At 38.5% G+C, this 20817-nt stretch carries 17 protein-coding genes; 2 read left to right on the plus strand and 15 right to left on the minus strand.

Going from position 1 to position 20817, the window contains the following annotated elements; all coding sequences use genetic code 11:
- Positions 1-107: 107 nt before the first annotated feature.
- From tcuA to ACIQAA_RS17960, 14 genes are all read right to left on the minus strand, one after another.
- Entirely contained in the window at positions 108-1658 is a 1551-nt protein-coding gene (gene tcuA / locus ACIQAA_RS17895; RefSeq protein WP_402622004.1) for an FAD-dependent tricarballylate dehydrogenase TcuA, read from the minus strand.
- A gap of 23 nt (positions 1659-1681) precedes the next feature.
- Positions 1682-2635, minus strand: coding sequence for a VOC family protein (locus ACIQAA_RS17900; RefSeq protein WP_402621957.1), 954 nt, complete (start codon positions 2633-2635; stop codon positions 1682-1684).
- A gap of 22 nt (positions 2636-2657) precedes the next feature.
- Positions 2658-3497 (minus strand): alpha/beta fold hydrolase, encoded by an 840-nt coding sequence (locus ACIQAA_RS17905; protein WP_402621959.1) that lies wholly within the window; start codon positions 3495-3497, stop codon positions 2658-2660.
- 305 nt (positions 3498-3802) lie between these two features.
- Complete coding sequence (locus tag ACIQAA_RS17910; protein ID WP_402621961.1) at positions 3803-5125, minus strand: MFS transporter; 1323 nt, start codon at positions 5123-5125, stop codon at positions 3803-3805.
- A gap of 199 nt (positions 5126-5324) precedes the next feature.
- The gene (locus ACIQAA_RS17915; RefSeq protein ID WP_402621963.1) at positions 5325-7178 is read right to left on the minus strand and encodes a V4R domain-containing protein; all 1854 of its coding nucleotides are present in this window, start codon (positions 7176-7178) and stop codon (positions 5325-5327) included.
- Between the two features lie 123 nt (positions 7179-7301).
- Positions 7302-8078, minus strand: a complete 777-nt coding sequence (locus tag ACIQAA_RS17920; protein WP_402621965.1) for a 2-keto-4-pentenoate hydratase — start codon at positions 8076-8078, stop codon at positions 7302-7304.
- A gap of 31 nt (positions 8079-8109) precedes the next feature.
- A complete protein-coding gene (locus ACIQAA_RS17925; RefSeq protein ID WP_402621966.1) occupies positions 8110-8583 on the minus strand; it encodes a flavin reductase family protein in 474 nt (157 codons plus the stop codon).
- A 42-nt stretch (positions 8584-8625) separates the two neighbouring features.
- On the minus strand, positions 8626-9579 hold the full coding sequence (locus ACIQAA_RS17930; RefSeq protein ID WP_402621968.1) for a VOC family protein: 954 nt from the start codon (positions 9577-9579) through the stop codon (positions 8626-8628).
- A 65-nt stretch (positions 9580-9644) separates the two neighbouring features.
- A complete protein-coding gene (locus ACIQAA_RS17935; RefSeq protein ID WP_402621969.1) occupies positions 9645-10838 on the minus strand; it encodes an acyl-CoA dehydrogenase family protein in 1194 nt (397 codons plus the stop codon).
- Positions 10839-10873: 35 nt separating this feature from the next.
- Positions 10874-11533, minus strand: coding sequence for a GntR family transcriptional regulator (locus ACIQAA_RS17940; protein WP_402621971.1), 660 nt, complete (start codon positions 11531-11533; stop codon positions 10874-10876).
- A gap of 133 nt (positions 11534-11666) precedes the next feature.
- A complete protein-coding gene (locus ACIQAA_RS17945; RefSeq protein ID WP_402621972.1) occupies positions 11667-12515 on the minus strand; it encodes an alpha/beta fold hydrolase in 849 nt (282 codons plus the stop codon).
- A gap of 216 nt (positions 12516-12731) precedes the next feature.
- The gene (locus ACIQAA_RS17950; protein ID WP_402621974.1) at positions 12732-13988 is read right to left on the minus strand and encodes an anaerobic sulfatase maturase; all 1257 of its coding nucleotides are present in this window, start codon (positions 13986-13988) and stop codon (positions 12732-12734) included.
- A gap of 93 nt (positions 13989-14081) precedes the next feature.
- Complete coding sequence (locus tag ACIQAA_RS17955; RefSeq protein ID WP_402621975.1) at positions 14082-16373, minus strand: sulfatase family protein; 2292 nt, start codon at positions 16371-16373, stop codon at positions 14082-14084.
- Between the two features lie 161 nt (positions 16374-16534).
- Positions 16535-17725, minus strand: coding sequence for an MFS transporter (locus ACIQAA_RS17960; RefSeq protein ID WP_402621977.1), 1191 nt, complete (start codon positions 17723-17725; stop codon positions 16535-16537).
- A 508-nt stretch (positions 17726-18233) separates the two neighbouring features.
- On the opposite strand from ACIQAA_RS17960, the gene serC reads away from it, so the two are divergent.
- A complete protein-coding gene (gene serC, locus ACIQAA_RS17965; RefSeq protein WP_402621979.1) occupies positions 18234-19331 on the plus strand; it encodes a 3-phosphoserine/phosphohydroxythreonine transaminase in 1098 nt (365 codons plus the stop codon).
- Positions 19332-19358: 27 nt separating this feature from the next.
- Here serC and ACIQAA_RS17970 read toward each other — a convergent pair whose 3' ends face one another.
- Positions 19359-20009, minus strand: coding sequence for a protein kinase family protein (locus ACIQAA_RS17970; protein WP_402621981.1), 651 nt, complete (start codon positions 20007-20009; stop codon positions 19359-19361).
- Positions 20010-20138: 129 nt separating this feature from the next.
- Between ACIQAA_RS17970 and ACIQAA_RS17975 the strand changes: the two genes are divergently transcribed.
- Entirely contained in the window at positions 20139-20714 is a 576-nt protein-coding gene (locus tag ACIQAA_RS17975) for a GNAT family N-acetyltransferase (protein WP_402621982.1), read from the plus strand.
- The last annotated feature ends 103 nt before the right edge of the window (positions 20715-20817 follow it).

The raw sequence follows: 20817 nt of genomic DNA on the forward strand, positions 1-20817 counted from the left end.
AAGGGTAAAAACCTTTCAACTTTCAAACATTTTCAGCTAATTTTTATTGGTTTTTGAGTGATAACTTTGAAGTTTTGTCCACATGACTAGTAAATTGAATAGAATTTTTACGAATTAATAATTTCTTTCGTTTTGATAAACTTAGCTGCATTCTCACCTGCAATTTTCCCAAACACAGATCCTGCCATTAGTCCTGCTCCGCCTGGGTAGTTAAAGTAAAATAATCCTCCTACTAATTCACCGGCCGCATACAATCCTGGGATAGACTTGGATAGTACATCTTGTACTTCTGTCGCTGGGTTAATTTTCAAGCCCCCAAAGGTAAAGGTAATACCGCAAGTAACGGCATAGGCTTCAAATGGACCGTCCTCCAATGTGTTTGCCCAATTTGATTTTCGTACCGCTAATCCTTCTGTACACCGGCCGTCCTTGATATTTGGATTAAACGGGATATCTTTCCGAATCGACGCATTGTACTCTTTCACACTTTGTAAAAAAACTTCGGAGTCAACATCTTCAAGTTTTTCCGCTAGTTCCTCTAGCGTATTGGCTTTTACTTTTGTTACCTGCCTGCCCTTGTATTCTTCTCGTAATAGCCGAGATACCTTTTGGTCAAAAATTTGCCATGCAAATTGTCCTGGCTGTTCAAGAATTAACCGGCCATATTTGGCATAAGTGTAATTGCGGAAATCCGCACCTTCGTCCACAAAGCGCTTTCCTTCCGCGTTTACCATAATTCCAAAAGGATAGCTAAGCTTTTGAAAACCTTCTGTAAAATCCGGGAGATATCGATCCCCGCCGACAGAATGACAGCCTGACCAATTTCCAGTGGCAAGGGCACCAATATTTAATGCCATTTGAATGCCTTCTCCCGTATTAAAACGGCTGCCTCTTGCATGGGTCAAGTCCCATTTCGGTCCTAAATAACGCGTGCGCATTTCGGGGTTTGCGTGAAAGCCTCCAGAGGCCAATACCACGGCTTTAGCATATACCTTTGCTGTTTTGCCATTGTGCTTAAAGATCACTCCATGCGCGCCTTCGTCATCATGGATCAGTTCAGTCGCCATGGCATTAAATAGAATTTGCACTCCTGAAGAAGAGGCTTCTTTATGCAGGGCTTCTACTAATCCAGGTCCCCCGCCTACCGATTCAACAATCATTCCGCCCCAGAACTTAAATTTACCGTCTACCTTAAAGGCTTGACGACCATATATAGGCACCCAGCGTACCTTATGGGAGGTGAGCCATTTCATCGTTTCAAAACTTTTTCCTGTTAAAATTGATGCTAGTTCCGGGTCAGTACGGTAATTGGTGACACGGCACATATCTTCATAGAATTCTTCCTCAGAATAGACGCCAAAATCTGAAGACTCAATATCTTCTGGTGCAAGGTCAGGCATGATCTCCTTTAAATCTTCGACACCATCATAAGCAAACCGGATGGAACCATGTGTATAGGTACTGTTTCCGCCTTTTTCAGCTTCGGGTGCTTTTTCAAGTACCAGGACATTTGCGCCATTTTCCCTTGCTGAGATGGCTGCGCACATAGCAGCATTGCCTGCACCAACTACAACGACATCGGTTTCATAAATTTTCATTTCACTCATCACTAACTGCCTCACTTTCGCAAAATTGTCTTTGAAAAAAGCTGACTCAATTACTTTTGAGTCAGCTTTCTAATTTAAGCCTCTATAGTAGGTTTGTTCATTTCTTTATCGCTGACGGATTCACCCCAATAGGTGTTACCGATTGAATGATCTTCCTCCGTCCATTCAACTGGCTCCCAATCAGGTTCAAGAATTAAATAGGAATTACTAAATAGCTCAACACGACAGCCGCTGCCTGGGTCAAGGACATATAAGTATAGTGCTTGAGAAACACCGTGTTTACCAGGGCCGATGAACTTAATACCTTCTTCACTCAAAATGTCTGCAGCCCGTAAGACATCCTGCGCGTTATCCAGCCAATACGAAATGTGGTGGAGCTGGTTTGGCGTTGCTGCCTGCGGTCTTGAAATTACCGCAATGTCGTGAACGAGAGGCGTTACACTCATCCAGCCGGCCATGGTTGTTTCGTTGTTATATCTTACATATTCACGAAGCTTAAATCCTAATTGAGCTCCTAAGTAATCTAGGATTTCTTGGACATCCATGGATGTAGCAATGTTTACATGGTCAAATCTTCTAGGTGAGCAGCCACGGGCCCAAGACTTGTAAGTTTGATTTTTCAAGACAGAGCGCCTTTTTTCGTCCGCTTTAGGCTTTTCTACATCATAATAGATTTCAAAGGAATGCTGACTTGGCAGTTTAAAACGAATCGCACGCCCTTGACCTGTTTCTTCGCCTGCTTCAATCCATTTTACTTCTGTTCCAGCTTTTTCAAGCAACTGGGCAAAACCTTCCACATCTTCCGGACGTTTCGTTCTCCAGCCGATATGATCTACGTATCCTCTATCTCCTGCAGTTAAAGAAAGGGAGTGGTGTTCAAAATCGCCCCATGCCCGTAAATAATACGTACCATTTACCTCTTCCGTTACTTCTAACCCGATAACATCTCGGAAAAACCATAGTGATTTTTCAAGGTCTGGTGTAACGAGTGCGACATGTCCTAACTTTGCAATTTCAGGTAAAGTCATCTTTTATTCCTCCTAAATATTATTAGATTCTATCAGCAAAATAGTTCTGGATTAGGTAATTAAAGCTTTCCTGCTTTTCAATTTGCGTCCAATGACCACATTTCCCGTATACATGCAGCTGGGAGTTCGGCAGGTGGGAGAGTAAGTAATAGCTGGATTCTACGGAGCAAACCATGTCATCCCGACCATGTACAAGTAGAACAGGGTTCTTAATTCTTCTTAATGCTGTAGTAGGAACTGGTACAGCCGCTGTTGCGAAAATAGAATCATTGGAGATACGGACTTCTGGCTTCATCGCTGTTTCAAATCGGTAATCTGTGATAGCGTCGATGATTGGCTCCATTGCCTCTGCGTCGTATACAAACCAGCTCATAATTTGACGAAGCTTCTTTGGTGACGGATTGTCATAAAATCCTTTCGCACGAGCTAATTCCGGGCTTAGCTTGGTATTTGGTGTTCCTCCTGGTCCCATTAACACCACTCGGTCAAATCGTTCTGGGTGTTCTAATAAGAGCTCAAGTGCAATGGAACATCCCAACGAATTGCCGACTAAATGGGCCTTTTGAACACCCAAATCATCTAGAAGCTCCATAAGTTGATTTACCCATAAATCCATCCACCCTTGCCTATTCTTAGGTAGTGTATCTGGATGACTGCTATTGCCAAAACCCAATAGATCTGGAGCAAGACAGTCATACGTCTCAGAGCAGTCTTTCAGGGCATAACGCCAGTTCGCAAACGATGTAACACCTGGTCCGGAGCCATGTAAAAATAAAATCACTTCTGAATTGCCTTCACCTGCACGATTTAGGTATGTTTCATAGTTAGCAGTCTTAATTAATTGTTGAGTAATGTTTGTCAATTTACCATTCTCCTCCTTGAAAAAATATCGGTTTTTTTAGAAAATCACCCATGGATGAAATCCCTTACATTTTTAAATTTGACATTTAAACATAGTAAAGTTTATCTATAACTGAAATTTTAGAAAATTTACTACTTTATTTCTAGAATAAAAACTATTTGATTATTAATCATTTTTTAGTAGATTTTTGTTGGATTATTGAAAGATTTAACAAAAAATATTAGCTAATTGAGTGTTGTTTCCATAAAAAAAGCCCAAAGAGGGCTCAAATAATTATGGAGATTCGATTTTTTACTTCGTTCAAATCAATTAGGGATCTCTACTGCTCCTGTATCGACTAAGTCTTTCTGGTCATTCTTCGCTAATCTTAAGGTAAATAGAGTAATCAGGCTGACAAGCAGGCATCCAGCAATGATAAACATTGCTTGTTTAAAATCGAAAATGCCCATTAACATTGGGCCTACGAAACCACCAAGTGATGATAATGTGCTAACTAATGCAATGCCAGCTGGTGCGGTTGATTCAGAAAAGAAGAAGGTGATATAGGCATAGAAAGTTCCGGATATCCCATATAACCCTGCTGAAGTAATCGATAGCATTAAAACCATCAGGGGCACGCTTGAAACGTATGCACATCCAATGAACCCAATCATGGCAATTGACACACATGCACCTAAATGCAATTTATGCCTGCCCGTTCTATCTGCATTCCAACCTGTAAATAGAATGGATGGAATCGCGATAATAGAAGGAATCATTGCCAGCCATCCAATTTGCAAATTAGTTGTTTCAGAAGAAGAAAGTGATTTAATAATCGTAGGCATCCAGTAAGATAGTGCATTGACCGCAACAAATCCAGCAATATTAAATAAAGCTAATTTCCATACTTTCGATTCCATTAACATACCAAGATGTGATGATTTATTTAATTTTGCACTTAGTTTTCTTTCTTTAATAAGCTCCTCTTCAAGCCAAGTTTTTTCCTGTTCTGTTAACCACTTGGCGTTAACAGGACGGTCTGTCAAGTAAAATAAAACCACAATACCTAATAGAACTGCAGGTATGCCCTCTAAAATAAACATCCACCGCCAGCCTGCTAATCCTCCCCAAGTCACGGTATCCATGATCCAGGTAGAAAGAGGCGCACCAATTAATGCACTTAATGGCAAGGCAACAAAAAAGAGAGCTGTTGCCTTGCCTCTTTCACGGGCTCTAAACCAATACGTTAAGTAAAGAATGATTCCTGGGACAAACCCTGCTTCTGCAGCACCCAATAAAAAGCGTAAAATATATAAGTGGGCGGTAGATTGGATAAACCCAGTTAATACGACCACAATACCCCATGTAATCATAATACGGGCAATCCAAAGCCGTGCACCAACTTTGTTCAAAATAAGGTTACTTGGGACTTCAAAAAGGAAATAACTGATAAAGAATAAACCAGACAATAATCCAAATGCTTCAGCCGTTAATGCTAAATCTGCATTCATCTCTAAAGCTGCATAGCCCATATTTACCCGATCCAAAAATGCAATGACATAAAGAATTAAAATAAACGGCAGTAATCTTCTCATTGTTTTCTTTAAAGTACTTCTTTCAACGGTATTAATAGCTGTAGCTTGATTCAAATAAATCCCTCCCAGATTCTTGTATCAAAAAAGAAAACCCTTACATTTCTAAATATTAGAAAATTGTTAGTATATAAACTAGAGTAAAATTCATTGAATTTTCTACCATTTTCAACTAGTTTATATTGGTTTTTTGATACTTCACCTAGAAAAAAAGAGCAATCACACATGAATGCCCGGGTAACTTAACTCACTATTCTTATATTTCTAGCTCCCCTAAAGCTAACAGTGAATCTAAAATCAATAGTAACTGATAGCTTTGTGATGAGTCTCGCAGATCTTTATTAATTAGATTTTCAATCTTGTTAATTCGATACATAAGTCCACTCATCGATAATGATAAATCATCCATCGTTTGTTGAAGTTTGCCGCCATTTGATAAAAAAACATAAAGTGTTTTCAATAATTCCTTTTGTTTGCCCTCTCCCAATTTATAAAGCGGCCCTAATTCTTGTTTAGCAATTTTCTTAATTCCGCTTACATTTTTTGAATTAATTAAAATTCCAACGATCCCCAAATCTTTAAAATGAATAATTTTCTTCTCCGTTGACATTCTCAGGCTAATTAGTGATTCATCCAAATACTCCAAAACATGTTCAATTTCCTCAGCTTTATCACTAATGCCAATTTTGTAGTTATAGAATGAATGAGTCGTTTCAATGTGTTTTAAGATTTTTTCCATATTTGGCAGTATATTTGAAGATACAGGTATCAGCATAATGATTTTACCTTCATATTGACCGATGAGTGCTTTATATCCCTGAATGTCTAAGTACTTAGCAATTGATTCTAAAATTTGTTCATAGTCATTGCTATCTTTTGCTGTCTTGCCATTCTCTTTATAGTCAATTGCAGCAATATAGAATGGCGTTTCAAGGTCTACCCCCATATAACGGCCGCGATTGATAATTTCTTCTCTAGAGGAATACTGTCCCTTTAAAATTTGTTCTAAAAAATAGCCTTTCATCTTTTCAAGTGCTTCAAAGCTTGTCTTCTCATTTAAAAGGTATAGAGAGGCGGCATTTGCTACCCGCTCGATAAACATAATATTATTTTCGGAGCTTTTCTCTGTTTCTTTTAAATAAAGAAATGTACAATATCCAATTACTTTTTTTTGTACAATGATGGGAGTAATGAGCCGCTCTTGGTTTTCTGTTTTTAGTCTTGTTGTTTCTTTAAATAGCGGAAGCGGTTTATTATTTTTTCTATTCTTTCGAATTAAACTCTCTTTCAGTTCTTTACTCAAACTGCTATATTCGTCTTCTTCCATTCCTGCATAAACAATTTTTTGAAAGCTTAAATCCTCGATTGAAATCGGTATTTTTAATAGCCCAAAAGTCGAATCGGCGATATCCTGCAAATTGCTTCCGTTTGAAATACTTTCCGTTAATTTTTTATGAAATTTCGAAACCTTATCGATATAATTTCGCTGCTCTAACAATTGCTCATAGGTGTACTCTAATTCTTCAATAATATTGATTTCATGATAGAATTTTAGCTCATCCTGAATCTCAGGTCCCCAATCCTCCTGGAGCTTCATCTCGAAGCAGCATTCAGGGTCACCTTTGGCTACACAGCTAATTTCCTTAACAATCAAACTCTTTTTACAAATCGTAGACATATAGCCGCTTGCATACCCCGTTAAAATATGGCATACAGGCATATCTGATTTTCCATGATGTTTAAGATGCTCCTGTGCTTCAAATGAATGAATCCACTTTCCTTTGCCACTGATTGTTTTAATATTTTCCGAATCAACCCATTCAATAAATCTTTCAGACTGGACATCTCCTATATGACCTGTACCCAAATGGAGCACGGCAGCTTGTTTAATTAGATAGTCAATCGAGGTACTCGTTAACATGGCTTCTTCCGCATTACTGACACCCAAACTCCAACCGTAACGAAGCAAAAAACCCTTAGCTCGCTTTAATCCTAAATTCTCGATTATGCCCTTACGCAATAAACCAAAGGCTCCTGCAGTGGTAAGAATTTTCTTATTTCCTTCTTCTATGTAGTTTGGTTCCAGCAGATTGCCTGAGTTAACCTTCATAATCTCACCTTTTCCCTCTAAAGATTAAGTATTAAACTGGTTTGATTCGAACTAGTACCAAAGCTTAAAATAAAGACTCCTTACATTTTTCATACAAGGAGTCTTACTCTTTATAGCGTGTTTTTATTTCTTGAAGGAGGCAGTTACTGCTCCAATATGTTCAAATTCAGCAGTGAAGGTATCTCCATCTTCAATTGGTATTGCTTTTGAAAGGGCTCCAGAAAGAATAACTTCCCCGGCATGGAGAGAAATTCCGTAGCTTCCAAGTGCATTGGCTAACCATGCCACTGCTTGAGCAGGGTGCCCCATTACTGCTGAACCAGCTGCTGCGTCCAAAAACTCACCATTTCTTGTTACAGTCATTTTTACGGATGCTAAATCTAAACCATCTAGTTTAGCCGTTGTACTTCCTATAATTGCACCAGCGGATGAACCATTGTCTGCAACTGTATCCTCAAATTTGATCTGCCAATCTTTTATTCGGCTATCAATAATCTCTAGAGCTGGAACCACATAGTCCGTAGCTTCAATCACATCGTTCATCGTTACACCCGGACCTTTTAAATCCTTATTCAAAACAAACGCCATTTCAAATTCAATCCTCGGCTGAATAAACTTATGAAGACTAATTGTCTCTCCCTCTCCATACATCATGTCATCAAGAAGATGTCCATAATCAGGTTCGGTAACATTAAGCATTTCCTGCATTGCTTTACTCGTCAGTCCAATCTTTTTTCCAACGACGACAGCACCTTTTGCTACCTTTTGGCGAATTTGGAAAAGCTGGATGTTGTAAGCATCCTCAACAGATAGTTCTTCTGTTGAGGATGTGAATGGGGCAATCGGTTCCTTCTGATTTTCTGCTTCCATTAAAGCAGTGGCCGCTTTTTGAATATCCATTAAAGCAGTCCCCTTTTCTTTAAAGTGTTCATTATACTGTTACAGTTTCAGCTAAAGCACGGTACTTTCCACTATAAAAAACAAGTGGTTCAGCATCTTCTAAATGAATATCTGTTACTCTTCCAATGAATAGCGTGTGATCTCCTTCAAGATGTTCAGCAGATACCTCACAGGCAATTTGTGCAACCGCCCCGTTTAGTACGGGCTTCCCATCAAGCCGGTCAAATTCCACTTCGCGGTGTTCTTTCAACTGTCCCGCAAAAATCATCGAAAGTTCCTGTTGATCAGCTGCTAATATATTTACAGAAAATGTTTTACTTTGTTTAATTTTCTCAAGAATCCTTGCCTTTTCACCAATTGAGATTACTACTAGTTTAGGGTCAAGCGACACAGACATGAAGGCATTGGCTGTCATGCCATGCACATCTCCGTCCACATCAGTAGCAATTACGGTTACTCCTGTTGCAAATTTCCCCATCGCTGTTCGAAATTGACGATCATCCATTTTACTAACCTCTCTCTTCTATAAAATTAATCTACTATACTCTTAAGCATCAATTGTCGGATTGTTTTCTGGTATCGTGTCTGTTTGATCACCCCAGAAGGTAAAACCTACATCCATCTCATCTAACGTCCATACAATTGGCTCCCAGTCTGGTTCAAAAATCAAATAGCCATTAGTGAACAATTCCAAGCGTACTCCACTTCCTGGATCGACCACATATAAATACATTGCTTGTGAAATACCATGCTTACCCGGTCCTTTAAACTTGAGTCCATGTTCTGTTAAGATGTCTGCTGCACGCAGCAAATCTTGAGCATTATCCAGCCAGTAAGACAAATGGTGAATTTGATGTGTTGATGGTGCAAATGGATCATGGCTTACAGCGATATCATGAACCAAAGGGGTTACGCTTAACCAAGCAGCAATTAATGAGTCATCTGGAGCCTGAACGCATTCTCGCATTTTAAATCCTAATTTTTCCATTAAATAATCTGAAATCTCATTTGCCTTTAAGGATGTTAGGATATTAACATGGTCAATTCTGCGTGGTGAAACGCCTTTTGCCCATGCTTTATAGGTCTGGTTCTTTAACACTGAACGTTTAGATGGCTCAGCTAGTGTTTTTTCCATATCATAATAAATTTCGAAACGGTGTTCACTCGGCAATTTAAAACGAATGGCTCTTCCTTGCCCTGCTTCCACTCCTGCTTCAATCCAGTTTACTTCCGTACCAGCTTCTTCAAGCAAATGTGCAAATTGCTCTACATCTTCCGGACGCTTTGTTCTCCATGCGATATGATCAACATATGACTTTTCGCCAGCTGTTATTGATAATGTGTGATGTTCAAAGTCTCCCCATGCGCGTAAATAATGCGTGCCATTTACCTCTTCTGTTTCTTCTAATCCAATCAATTCCTTAAAGAACCAAAGTGATTTTTCAAGATCTGATGAAACTAATGCTACGTGTCCTAACTTTGCGATTTCTGGTAAACTCATGTTTTTTTCCTCCAATTAATTTTATATTTGAATCTTCAGAAAACAGTAAGCCTTTTCATTTTGGATTAGACAAAATAGGTATTCGGTTCTTGGCCGCAAAGAACTCTTCCATATGTTTCGATTAAACTTGATGGTGTAATGAAACCATGTAAATGCATGGCAAAAAAATCGCGATAGACTAATTGTAAAGGATTGCTATGGTAAGTGAACATGGAACCGACTCCAGCAACTAGAAGATCGATTGCTTCCTTACATAGTTGATTTACATAACCGAAATCTGCTTTCACTTTCACAATTTCAGCCGTGTCCATTACCTCTCCGCGTTCAGCATAGCTATCAATTTTATCCACAGCACGGTATAAAAACATTTCGGCAGTATCAATTTTTAATTGTGCTTGGGCAACCTGATGATGTGTTATTGGTGCTTCATTTTGTTTATGATAGAAGGTGTTTCCAATTCCAGCTTTCGGAAGTCTTTCCATATAGAGGTCCATGGCTGCCTGTGCTAGCCCTAATGCCGGTCCTACAATCGATAATGTAAGAGATGGTACAAAAGAAGATCTATATAATGAAACGTCTTTAAGCGGATCAATTAAGTAATGACCTTTGCTAGCTAAGCGATCCAATGATACACGGTGTTCTGGAACAATAACATTTTGAATTCTACAGCTATTGCTGCCGGAACCCTTTAATCCCATAACATTCCAGTCGTCAAGAATCTCTATTTCCTCACGCGGTACCACCATTATGGCCATTTCCATTCCGCCATTTTCATCTGTTAATGGGAATCCGAAGTAGCACCAATCGGCATGTGGACTTCCTGAAACAAATGGCCACTGGGCTTCTTCCACAAAATATCCGCCTTCGACCTTTTTGATATTACACTTAATAGGTTTAAAGTTACCTGCTAACACAACATCTTTCCCCACTGAATAAATCTCATTTAAGGCTTTTTCACCAAATGTGTAGGAAATCATATAATCACGAATATTACTTAGGCATACGAACCAACCGGCTGAACCGTTACCACGGGAAATCTCTGTTACAACTTCTGTGAACGCTCTCATATTTGTCTGATAACCACCAAACATATGCGGCCGTAGTACCTTTAAGAGTCCCTCATTTTTCAAATCATCAACAATCTCTTCTGGAATTCTACTATTTTTATCAATATCCTGGCTAAACTCTCGCAGTTTAGGAATAAGAGCCCGCGCTCTGTCCACTAATACATTTTTCGTTTCCAACACGCTTTGGTTCATATGAAAACCTCCCGTAATATTGTTTTATACCACTTTTAAATCTCGTTAACCACTTCCTGAGCAATACCCATTTTCTGATATTTCTCGCTAACGCTTTCTGCAATACGGGTTAAATGTCTTTCCATTAGCTTTTTTGCTAGTTTAGAGTCTCTCTCTTTTAAACTATAATAAATCATCCAATGCTCCGCCTGCGATTGCTTTCTTCGATCCTGTGAAAATAACATTGCTGGATTACCAACATAATTCAAGTAATCCCATAACTGATTGGCAAGAGTAAAAGTATAAGGTAACTTAGCCGCTTGATAAATGATTCGGTGAAACTCAATATTGAGGAGAGAATACTCTTCTTCAGAGATTTCTGGATTATCCATAGTAGTCAAGGTATTAAACATTTGAGAAAGTTCTTGATCATTTAAATTTTTTACCGCATGCTCCGTCATTAATGCATCCAGGGTTGCACAGACCAATAATCGCTCCATTACTTCTTCCCTCTCAGGTCTTTTTACAAAGACACCTACTTGGGGAATGATTGACAAAAATCCTTCCTCTGAAAGTTTTGTCATAGCCTTGTGTATAGGTGTGCGGCTGATATTTAAATGCTCAGAAACTTCATTAACATTAATCGCTGTATCAGGTACCCAGACTCCATCAATAATTTGTGTTTTAATATAGCGATAAGCCTGATCTATTTTCATCTCAATACACCTTCAATTCTCATTTGTTGTCGTTACCCCTATAATATTAGTAATTACTCTGAGAGTCTATCACTTTTACTACTGATAGGAGGCAGGTATCAACGGTGTATTAGTAATTAAATCAACACTATTTCTATATTTCACCGTTGAAAAAATCCGAAGTTAGTTTAATAAATCTTTCCTTTTGTTCTACTTGCGCCCAGTGTCCACAGCGCTTGAAGATATGGAGCTGCGCGTTTGGCAAGTAATCCATGACGTAAAGGCTGCTTTCAAGAGGTACAAATCGGTCTTGGTGTCCATGAATGAGTAACATTTCATTCTCCATTTGTTTTAGTGCTGAAGGAGGAACAAGCATGTCAGACAGATGTGATTTTGTGAAATTTTCCTCATAGGATTTGCGTACATCCGGTCTTAAAAACAGCTCTAACCGTTCTGAAACAATTTGCTCCAGTTTATCCTCTAGAATACTCTTATCGTATAAGAACCAGCTTAATAGATTTTTAAATGCAACAGGGTTTGGATCTTTATGGAAGTTTGCTAATTTTGCAAGCTCTGGGGTAGGTTCTTTCAAACCGCCTCCTGCTCCCATTAAAACTACACGGTCAAACTTCTCTGGAGCGTACATAAGAAGGTGAAGCGCAACAACACCGCCCAAGGAATTTCCAACCAAATGGGCTTTTTCAACCTTTAAAGTATCCATTAGTGAAAGTACTTGGTTAACCCTAATCTGCATCCACTCTGCTCCATTTTGAGGATATTCCTCAGGATGATCTGTATTACCGAAGCCATAGAAATCTGGTGCCACAACGTGGAATTTATCTTGAAAACGAGGTAGAATTTCCTTCCAATTCGACTCCCCGCTTGCACCTGGTCCGCTGCCGTGCAGGAATATAATGGTCTCAGATGACTTATTATCGCCACCTTCATTAATAAAAGTTTGATAGTTTCCGGTTTGGATCTTCCGTTTCATTACTTCAGCCATTTTTTATTTCCCTCACTTTACAAATTAAATTCAAACGACGATTCTTTTAACTAAAATTTTAGTTCTTGTGTTAAACATCATCTATGTAGTGTAAAATTGATTAAAAAGCGCTTTCATTAACTAACTATAATTTTACCTAGTGATTTTTATTCTGTCAATCAATTCTAAAAATTTATTTAATTCAAATTTATCTGCCGCTTTTAATTTGAATTAGGGTCACCTTTTAACAATAAGCGGTCTTTTGATGACCTCCATAACTTCAGCGGCTGGCAAACCATTTTCAATTAGCTGGACCATTACTTTCATATATTTGTGAATATGATGGAAGTATTTTTTATAGCCTGCGCACAAATAGTTTAACCCCGGTTCACCATCGGGGGTTAAAAGGAAGCGTTGTTTTGGGCATTCTCCGTTGCAGGCAAAACGAACCTCGCAGCTTTGACAGTACCTTGGCAGTGAGGATTTTTTATTTTCCCCAAACGCCCGCTGCTTATTAGAATCTATCATTTCACTAAATGTGTCATCAAAGATATTCCCTAGTTTGTATTCAGGATACATAAAGTGATCACACGAATACACATCACCATTGTGTTCAACAATTCCTGCCCTTCCACATGTTTCGGCAAAAAAGCATGTTGTCGCTGGAAGTCCTAACCATGAGGTAAGTGCGTGCTCAAAGTTCATTACATGAATTTTACCGACATCCTTTCTTACCCACTCATCGAAAATGGTAATTAGAAAATCTCCATATTTTTCTGATTCTACTGTCCAGGCAGAGACAGCCTTCTGGGCTTCTTCCTGTTTTACAGAAGGTGGTGTGGCATGACGAAGGCCAAGTTTTATCGCTTCGGTATCTGGCATTCTTTCCACTATTGGAATAAACTGTATGAACTCTACTCCCTCATTCTTAAAAAAGTTATATATTTCTAGCGGATACATGGAAGAATTCTTTGTTACACATACGAGTACATTAAACGAAACCTTATATTTTTTTAGTAAATGGAGTGCATTTAGAACCCTATGGAACGCGGGTTTTCCACCGCGGTCAACTCTATAGCGGTCATGGATAGATTCTGGTCCATCTAGACTCAAGCCTACTAGAAAGTTATGATCAGCCAAAAACTTGCACCATTCTTCCGTTAACAACGTTCCATTTGTCTGAAGCGAATTGGTGATTCGTTTTCCCTTCCCATATTTCTTTTGCAATTCAATTACTCGCTTGTAAAAATCAAGGCCCATTAAGGTAGGTTCTCCGCCCTGCCATACGAACGGGATTTCATCAACATTTTGAGCTTTTATGTATTGGCTGATAAATTCCTCTAGCGTTTCATCAGACATTCGGAAACGACTTTTCCCTGAAAATAGCGCTTCCTTTTCCGTATAAAAACAGTAATGACAATCTAGGTTACAAATAGGACCTGATGGTTTAGCCAATATATGAAATGCTTTAGTCGCTGTTTTTGTATTCTCCATCTTATCTTCCTCTTTTCTTTAAAATAAAAGCCAGTAACGTTGATGTATTGTTACTGGCTCCTTTATTTACTTCCAATGGATCATGTTTCTATTCTATTTTAGTTCGTAAACTACTTTTTCAAGCTCGCCTGAAAACTCAAAATTCCCTTCATTTTCATAGACCGGACTCACTGGATAATGAGTATCTCTGCCGATGTCCAATCCTTCAAAACTTATTTTAAATTTATGAGTTTGATCGATTGTTACACTTCCCGCCTCTTTCCCATTAATAAAGAGACTGCCAATACCTTTATGAGGGGTAGCAGCAGGTTTAAACTCATACTTGATCGTGGATTGGCCAATAGGAGCTTCTGATTCAATCCGATAAACATTTGTCCCAACGTTATACTCATAAACTAGTTTATTATCTTTAATATAAAGTGTATAGCCGCTCTCATAGTTTCCTAATGCTAGCAGGACACCTTCATCCGATTCTTCCCGATTAATCGGAACTGTAATCGAATAGTGACGGTTTATGATAAATGGTGAAGCACCTTCTGGCAGCAATGACATGCCTGGATAGAAGGTAAAGGTGTTACGGTTGCGATTAGAATCACTAGGCATTACTAAGAATCCATCCCCCATGATGTCTGTCATTGGGAGAACATCATATTTCTTTGCTTCGTGGTCCCATAACTTCTGAAGTTCTTTTAACTTTTCTGGATACTTTGCAGCTAGGTTGTTTGATTCCGTAGGATCTTCTGCTAAATGGTAGATCTGCCAAACGTCATTTTCATATGGCTGTCCCTTTGTATGAAGAGCAATCGCTTTCCAGCCGTCATGGTAAATGGCCCGCTGTCCGTTGTTCTCGTAATATTGTGTATCTTTTCCTGCAGCTTGACTATTGCTTAATGTATCCGAAAAACTCTCACCGTGAAGCGGAATTTGCTTTACTCCCTTTATTTCTTTTGGCAGCTCGATTCCCGCTAAATCGTAAACAGTAGGTGTGATATCACTAACATGTACATACTGATCGCGGATAGCCCCTTTCTCTTTGATTGCTTTCGGGTAATAGACAATCATTGGGGTTTTCGTTCCTGCTTCATACATCGTTGATTTATATAATTTAAACGGAGTGTTACTAACCTGTGCCCAGCCAGCCGGGAATTCGGCTTTTGTTTTGTCAGTACCAAAATTATCAATATTTTCGACGATATCGTTTATAGTTTCCGGCAAATCGTTGTATGCTAGTGTATGATTGATTGAACCAGTGGCTTTCCCCATAGCACTCGCACCGTTATCGGATAAAAAGACTATCATAGTATTATCTAGTTCACCGACAAATTCTAAATTTTCAATAAAACGGCCAATTTGCTCATCAGTATGTGTTAAAAAACCTGCATACGTTTCTTGCAGACGAGCAAAAGCTCTTTTCTCATCATCTGTAAGCTGGTCCCAAGGTTTTACCCCTGGGTTAAGCGGCGCTAAGACTGAATTATTTGGTATAATGCCTAGTTCCGTTTGCTTGTTGAACCTTTCTTCACGGATTTTATCCCAGCCTTTGTCGTAGACTCCTTTGTACTTATCGATGTATTCCTGAGGAACCTGAACCGGCTGGTGTTGAGCGCCGAAGGCTAGATACAGGAAGAAAGGCTTTTCTGGACTAATAGAGGCTTGGTCAGTAACATACTGATTGGCTTTATCTACAATGTCCTCTGAAAAATGATAGTTTTCCTTTTCCGGCACATCAATAAAACTATTATCTTGAACAAGCTCTGGCTTATACTGATCACTGGAATCTTCCAAGATTCCGTAAAAACGGTCAAAGCCCTTACCGAGCGGCCAATTTTCATACGGACCCGCAGGAGTTGCCTGGTGGGATGGAGATAAATGCCATTTCCCCAATGCATAGCTATTATATCCTTCTTCCTTTAGTACCTCCGCGATTGTGCCCGCTTCAGGATTGATCCGTCCCCGTTTATTCGGATATTCTGGTCCCATATCAAAATTGGCTACCGTTGCCATTCCAATATCATGAGGGTTACGCCCCGTCAGCAACGCAGCACGTGTTGGAGAACAAACTGGTGTAACATGAGAATTGTTGTAGCGAAGCCCGTTCTCCGCTAACATATCTAAGTTTGGTGTTTGGATTTCTGATCCATAGCTTCCGAGGTCTGAATACCCTGAATCATCTAAAACAATATACACGATATTTGGTTTTGGAGAGTCTTCTCCCTCTTTTTGCTTCCCGTTTTCATTCTTTACAGTGGTCTTGTTAGTTTCTGCTTTTACTTCCTGCTCCATAAAGTTTTTATATGAACATCCTGATAATAATGCTAAGGCCGAAGCAAATACGGTTAACTTCTGGAATGGTGATTTTCTTATTACTTTTAAACGAGTATCCAACGTATTTCCCCCCTCTATTCCGTGAGTCTGGCACCAGTCATAGTGCGCCATCTATAACTATATGTTTCCTTCATAACAGGAGACACCCCTTTCTATGTTGTAGTGAATGTAACCATTCAGCCAGCCAAAAGAATGAGGTGTCTTCAATTTAATAAGGAACTTTATGAATTTACGGTAACCTCTAAATCCTTTTTCGGTTTCATAACGGTTACCGCCCAAATTAGAGCTAAAAGAATTAATCCAACAGAACTAATTGCTATTGGGAAACGGCCAATATCTTGATTAAAAATATTTAGGATCACTTGAAATCCAAATGGTCCTAAGATACCGCCTAATCCTTGGCCCACTACGACTAACCCTACTTGAGGAGGAGCACCAACAGGAGTAAGTTCTGAGACTTTGGTAAATACTCCAGGAAGTCCTATTCCCATCCCAGCACCGCCGATGACACTGCCGATAAAAATCATTGTTAAGTTGGGAGAAAAATAACAAATGACCATCCCTAACCCCGTCACAAAAACCCCAACTGGAAGGTAGAAGTTTGGAAGTGTATGTTTTACTTTTCCAAAAACAAACCCAGCTAGCAGTGTCCCGAAAGTAAATATTGAGATTGCCAAACCAGCCTCCGTTGCACTGCCTAATTTATCACCTTGAATAACAACAGAAATGTTTGTTACATAACCAAAAATTAATGCAGAAAACATTACCTGTCCTAAACATACCCAATAGATTGCCTTAGGAAGCTTGACCTTAGCCTTTGAGCCAGTTGCTTCTAATACCTGTTTCTTCTCAGGTTCAGGAAGATATAACATGGTCAAAGCCAGTATCCATATTGGGAAAAGGTAAGTAAGGAATCCATATTGCCAGCCAAAGGCATCTGCTAAAATTCCTCCGCCTAATTGGAAGAAAATCGCTCCAATACATGCAATCGTGGAAGTCCCAAAACCAATTAAGAAATCTCTTTCCCTGCCGTCAAAGAAATCAGTTATTACATCAATAGACAACGGCATTGTAATACCAACACCAAGTCCTAAAAGGCCTCTCATTGCTATAATCAATGGCAGATTATCGATAAATGTTGGCAGTGTCCCACCGACAATAAATAAAGTTAACCCGATAAATAGCAATGTTTTCTTTTTAAACACTTTTGTTAGTTTTCCATAAAAAAGTGCAGGAACGATTTGTATGAGACCTGGGAAAGTAGCTACCAACATGACAATGGTGGGATCATAATCTGGAAATGCCTTAATAATGTCGGCCATAATCGATCCTGCTACTCCTGCTGCAACATCTTGGAAAGCTAGAATGACGACCAAAAATTTGAGCATATTTCTACTGATATTTTTTGCCATTTTTTATCCCCCTTGTATTTGTTTTTTCAGTTTCCAAAAAACTTTTTTGTAATCGTTTTCATTAAATTAAAGAAAAATTCCTCTGCTCTGCTTGTGGCCCGCAAGCAGCAACAGCTAAAATTTCAGTTTTTACGTAAACTAAAATTTTACATTTCTATTTTTCACGATTTTACCGGTAAAAATCATGAAAAAAAGCACTCCCTTTAACTAACTGTAATTCTACAGTCGCACAAAATACTTGTCAATATATTCATAATGTTTTTTATTTTCCGAATAATTACTTACTCAATTTCTCTATTAAAATTTAAAAAACACACATTTTCTACTGTTTTTTAGCTAAATTCTTTGTGAAAATCTGAACTCTATTTATATTTTTTAACAGGGATTGCAGCTAAAATTATATATATTTTAAATTTTTTTAAATGTAAACGTCTTCACTTAGATTTAGTTGATTTAAAATGTAAGAAAATATGTTATATTCTAATAAATGAAAAATGGGAGTGAAAAAATGAATACACTTGTCCAGCGTGCCTATAACTTTAATGCAGGTCCATCTGCCCTTCCGTTAGCAGTTCTTGAGAAAGCTCAAAAGGAACTTATCGATTTTCGTGGCACAGGTATGTCAGTCATGGAGCTAAGCCATCGTAGTGCAGCCTATGAAGAAGTACATAACAACGCCATTGCACTTCTAAAAGAATTGTTATCTATTCCGGAAAATTACGAGGTCCTGTTTCTCCAAGGAGGAGGAAGTCTCCAATTTTCAATGGTTCCCATGAACTTTTTGAAACCAGGAGAAAAAGCAGGATATATCATGTCCGGGTCATGGTCTGAAAAAGCATATTCTGAAGCAAAACTATTTGGGGAGGCTTATCATGCTGCCTCTACGAAAGAAGGACAATATCGCCGTGTCCCTCAATTTGACGAGTTGAAATACAATCCGACAGATGCCTATATTCATCTCACATCAAATAATACGATATACGGGACACAATGGAAGGACTTCCCAGATACAGGTGATGTACCATTGATTGCGGATATGTCCAGTGATATCTTATCCAAGCCTATTGATGTCAGCAAATTTTCATTAATTTATGCCGGCGCCCAAAAGAATCTTGGTCCTTCTGGTGTTACAGTAGCAATCATTCGCAAGGATCTGCTTGAAAAAGCGAATCCTAACATTCCGACTATGCTAAAGTATAGCACCCATTCAAAAAACAACTCTTTATATAACACACCGCCAACATTCGGAATTTATATGCTTGGCGAAGTTTTGAACTGGATAAAAGAAACAGGCGGAATTAATGAATTAACCAAACGAAACGAAGAAAAAGCAAAACTCATTTATGACGCAATCGATCAAAGCAATGGATTCTATATTGGTCATGCCGAAGTCGAAAGCCGCTCACTTATGAATATTACTTTCCGAGTGAAGGATGAAGAATTAGAGAAGAAATTCTTAGCTGAAGCAAAGAATGAAGGATTTATCGGTGTAAATGGCCACCGCTCTGTTGGAGGCTGCCGCGCCTCTACCTACAACGCTGTCCCATATGAAACATGTAAAGCGTTTAGTGAATTCATGGTAAAATTTCAAAATGAAAATCAATAAGTAAACTAAAAAGGGAAATATATAATTTTATATACTTCCCTTTTTTATTTTTCTAAACAAACGATACCCTTTTCTGACACTGTTAACGATAAAGAAAGGTATAGGAATATTATATTTATAAATAAAAGGCAGATAAATTTTGTAATAAGCATTTTTTAGGTCATCCCACTTTCGGCATTTACCCTGCTTATAAAAATCTGATACATCTACTATATACCCTCTCCCATTACTCATCACAACATTTTTTCCGTGTACATCAAAGGGATTTAGTCCAACCGACCTTGCATACCCAATCCCCTCATCTACATCGTGAATAACAGACTCAGGGATTCGGATTCCTTTCACTACTGCATTGAACAAATTAACGCCATCAATCCTTCTTAAAATTAAATAATTATCTCCATAGTCAATTAATGAAGAAAAGGATGGATGATTCCCTAGCTTCTTATATACTTCAACTTCTTTTTTTAAGTCCTCAGGGTTTCTTCCATACACCTTTACAACCCAATTGGGGTTCGACCGATGTAAAAATACCCCTGCATAATTCCCGCTCCCAATTGTTTGCCAGGTATTCGAGAAATTTTTTACAATAATTGGATCAAATGGACCTTCGGTTGATAATTGGATATTGGGCAATAATTCATTTCCAATTAATTTTGTATATTTCTCAATTTTCATTTGTACACCTCAAAACAAACTAGATAATATTTCTTTCCTTTTAGTATACATCTCATATACACTTAGAATAGATAAATTATCCTCTTTTTTTACAAAAAGTTTATTACCTATTTATAACGAGGTGTTACTGTGTTATTTCCAACCTTAGAAACAGAACGATTAAAACTAATTGAAATTACTCCTATTCATGCTTTAAGTTTATTTGAAATTTTATCATTAGATGAGGTAACCAGATATTACGGGACAGATACTTTCACCTCAATCGAAGAAGCAAAAAAGTTAATTGACATGTTTCGGAAGAATTTTTACGAAAAACGTTCCATGCGCTGGGGAATCGTCCTCAAGGAAAATAACAAATTTATCGGTACATTAGGTCTAAATGGATTACAGCTAAAAAATAAAAAAGCTGAAATTGGCTATGAAATACATCCCTCCTATTGGAGGGAAGGCTATACTTCAGAAGCAATCAAAGAGGTTTTGCGGTATAGCTATCTAGAATTGGGATTAAACCGCATAGGGGCCGTTGTTTACTTAGAAAACGAGGCTTCAAGTAATCTTCTTGAAAAGTTAGGTTTTAAAAAAGAAGGGGAATTGCGTGATTATTTGTTTCAAAACAACTCATATCATACCACCAGTATGTTTTCTTTACTTAAGCGTGAATGGGAACTGCTAGCAGCGGAATCTTTAGGTTTTCGGGTCAAATAGAGTAGGCGCATGAAAATATTTCATGCGCCTCTCACAGATCCGTACGTGCGGGTCATCGCATACGGCTCCTCCACTTTATCCCCTTTGGGGATGTAGTTCATTG

The sequence above is a fragment of the Neobacillus sp. NPDC093182 genome (assembly GCF_044754045.1).

Coding starts and splice junctions, on each gene's coding strand:
- ACIQAA_RS17900 (WP_402621957.1), bottom strand. CDS start 2,635: ATGACTTTACCTGAAATTGCAAAGTTAGGACATGTCGCACTCGTTACA.
- ACIQAA_RS17915 (WP_402621963.1), bottom strand. CDS start 7,178: ATGAAGGTTAACTCAGGCAATCTGCTGGAACCAAACTACATAGAAGAA.
- ACIQAA_RS17920 (WP_402621965.1), bottom strand. CDS start 8,078: ATGGATATTCAAAAAGCGGCCACTGCTTTAATGGAAGCAGAAAATCAG.
- ACIQAA_RS17925 (WP_402621966.1), bottom strand. CDS start 8,583: ATGGATGATCGTCAATTTCGAACAGCGATGGGGAAATTTGCAACAGGA.
- ACIQAA_RS17930 (WP_402621968.1), bottom strand. CDS start 9,579: ATGAGTTTACCAGAAATCGCAAAGTTAGGACACGTAGCATTAGTTTCA.
- ACIQAA_RS17935 (WP_402621969.1), bottom strand. CDS start 10,838: ATGAACCAAAGCGTGTTGGAAACGAAAAATGTATTAGTGGACAGAGCG.
- ACIQAA_RS17940 (WP_402621971.1), bottom strand. CDS start 11,533: ATGAAAATAGATCAGGCTTATCGCTATATTAAAACACAAATTATTGAT.
- ACIQAA_RS17945 (WP_402621972.1), bottom strand. CDS start 12,515: ATGGCTGAAGTAATGAAACGGAAGATCCAAACCGGAAACTATCAAACT.
- ACIQAA_RS17950 (WP_402621974.1), bottom strand. CDS start 13,988: ATGGAGAATACAAAAACAGCGACTAAAGCATTTCATATATTGGCTAAA.
- ACIQAA_RS17960 (WP_402621977.1), bottom strand. CDS start 17,725: ATGGCAAAAAATATCAGTAGAAATATGCTCAAATTTTTGGTCGTCATT.
- serC (WP_402621979.1), top strand. CDS start 18,234: ATGAATACACTTGTCCAGCGTGCCTATAACTTTAATGCAGGTCCATCT.
- ACIQAA_RS17970 (WP_402621981.1), bottom strand. CDS start 20,009: ATGAAAATTGAGAAATATACAAAATTAATTGGAAATGAATTATTGCCC.